Source organism: Desulfovibrio sp. 1188_IL3213 (assembly GCF_036763145.1).
Taxonomy (GTDB): domain Bacteria; phylum Desulfobacterota; class Desulfovibrionia; order Desulfovibrionales; family Desulfovibrionaceae; genus Desulfovibrio.
The window spans coordinates 1-1,568 of sequence record NZ_JBAIYR010000489.1; the positions used below are offsets into that span (position 1 = coordinate 1).

Consider the following 1,568-nt stretch of genomic DNA (forward strand, 5'->3'; position numbering starts at 1 on the left):
GGCGTTTCCGCGAGACGCGGGCGCGCCGTAATCGTCCTCATAGCCGCGACCGCCGCCGCTTTCGCCACGCGGGGCATCGCTCTTACGGTCAAGAAACTGCACACGCTGGGCCTTGATCTCGGTGGTGTAACGGTCCTGGCCCTGCTGGTCCTGCCATTTGCGGGTCTGCAGGCTGCCTTCCACGTAGACAAGGCTGCCCTTGGTCAGGTAGTTGGCGCAGTTCTCGGCCTGGCGCTGGAAAACAGATACGCGATGCCACTCGGTGCGATCCACTTTGTTGCCGTCGCGGTCGGTGTAAGATTCGTCAGTGGCTATATTGAGGCTCGCCACAGGCGAGCCGCTCTGGGTATAGCGCAATTCGGGGTCGCGCCCCAGACGGCCGATGATCATGACTTTATTAAGCATGCGAAAGTCTCCGATAAATACTTCTTGTTCCGGATATCTCAGGCCACAAAGACCTTTTCAAGAGTATCCAGCACGTCTTCAAGTTTGTCACTTAAAATATTGGCCTCACGGGGCTGCCAGTCGGCCAGCGCCGTTTCCAGTGCCTGCTTGAGGCGCACGGCTTCTTCAATGCCCGGCCCCATGGCCTTGCGCCTGGCTTCGGACCAGGGCAGAAATTGCAGGCCGTCGCCAAGGGCGCGCACCATTTCAAGAACGCCGTGCTTTTCGTGCTTGATGGGTACGCTGAAGGCAAGTTCTGTGAGTTTGGGCCACAGTTTTTCAAGCAGGTCTTCATTCCATGTCACGGCAGTGACGCGAATCTGCAAAGCCTTGCCCATAAGTAGCCTCCGTGGGGTTTGACCAGCCGGAATGGTGCGGGTTCTATTCCTTTTCTGTCCATTCGGTCTGCACCCGCATGATCACGTCCTGGATGGCGGGCAGTTGGTCCTTGGGGCATACGCCCAAAAGCGGGGCGCCGGCGTCCATGTTGTCGTTGATCTTGAAGTAGACCGCATAGATTACCCCGTCGGGTCCCGTGTAGCAGAGGGGAACCTCGCGCTTCATGCGCGACATGATGAGCAGTTCCATGCCGTCCCGCACTGCCACGGACTGGGCGTCGGCGGCGCGGATTTTTTTGTCCACTTCAGGTGTAAAATAGTATTTGGCCCGTTCCGGCGCGCGGAAAAGGTGCAGGGTTTTTTTCAGGATGATGCTTTGCACCTCATCCTTGGTCAGCATGTGGCGCAGCACGGCAAGGGGTGCGCCCGCCTCCACAAACTGCCCTTCAAGCTCGCTGTGTATGACGCTCACCTCGCCTTTTTCGGGCGCGCAGATGGGCTTGGGATTGTGCTCGCGCTCCAGTGTGGCAATGAGCGTGCCGGGCTTTTCTTTCCACTGGCCCTGCGGGCCAAGGGCCTGATCGCCCTGCCTGAGTTCCGCAAAGGTGACGCGGCCCGTATGGGGCGTGCGGATGACGATTTCGCGGTAGGGCGAAGCCTTTATCTCGTCCAGCAGTGAAGATATGTTGATCATGCTTGGTCCGTTATATGCTTGGGCGTGCGTGCCGCCGGAGCGGCGCGGGCGCTTGGTTTCTTTCGGGGCTGTCCTGCTGCGTGCGACGGTCT

At 59.2% G+C, this 1,568-nt stretch carries 3 protein-coding genes; all 3 read right to left on the reverse strand.

Translation table 11 applies throughout. The annotated features are described in order from the left end of the window. On the reverse strand, positions 1-405 hold a 405-nt coding region (locus V6C16_RS12905), incomplete at its 3' end, for a single-stranded DNA-binding protein (protein WP_333543401.1). Between the two features lie 38 nt (positions 406-443). Next, positions 444-782, reverse strand: a complete 339-nt coding sequence (locus tag V6C16_RS12910; RefSeq protein WP_333536599.1) for a hypothetical protein — start codon at positions 780-782, stop codon at positions 444-446. Between the two features lie 43 nt (positions 783-825). Further along, positions 826-1,476 (reverse strand): biotin attachment protein, encoded by a 651-nt coding sequence (locus V6C16_RS12915; protein ID WP_333536598.1) that lies wholly within the window; start codon positions 1,474-1,476, stop codon positions 826-828. Positions 1,477-1,568 lie beyond the last annotated feature (92 nt).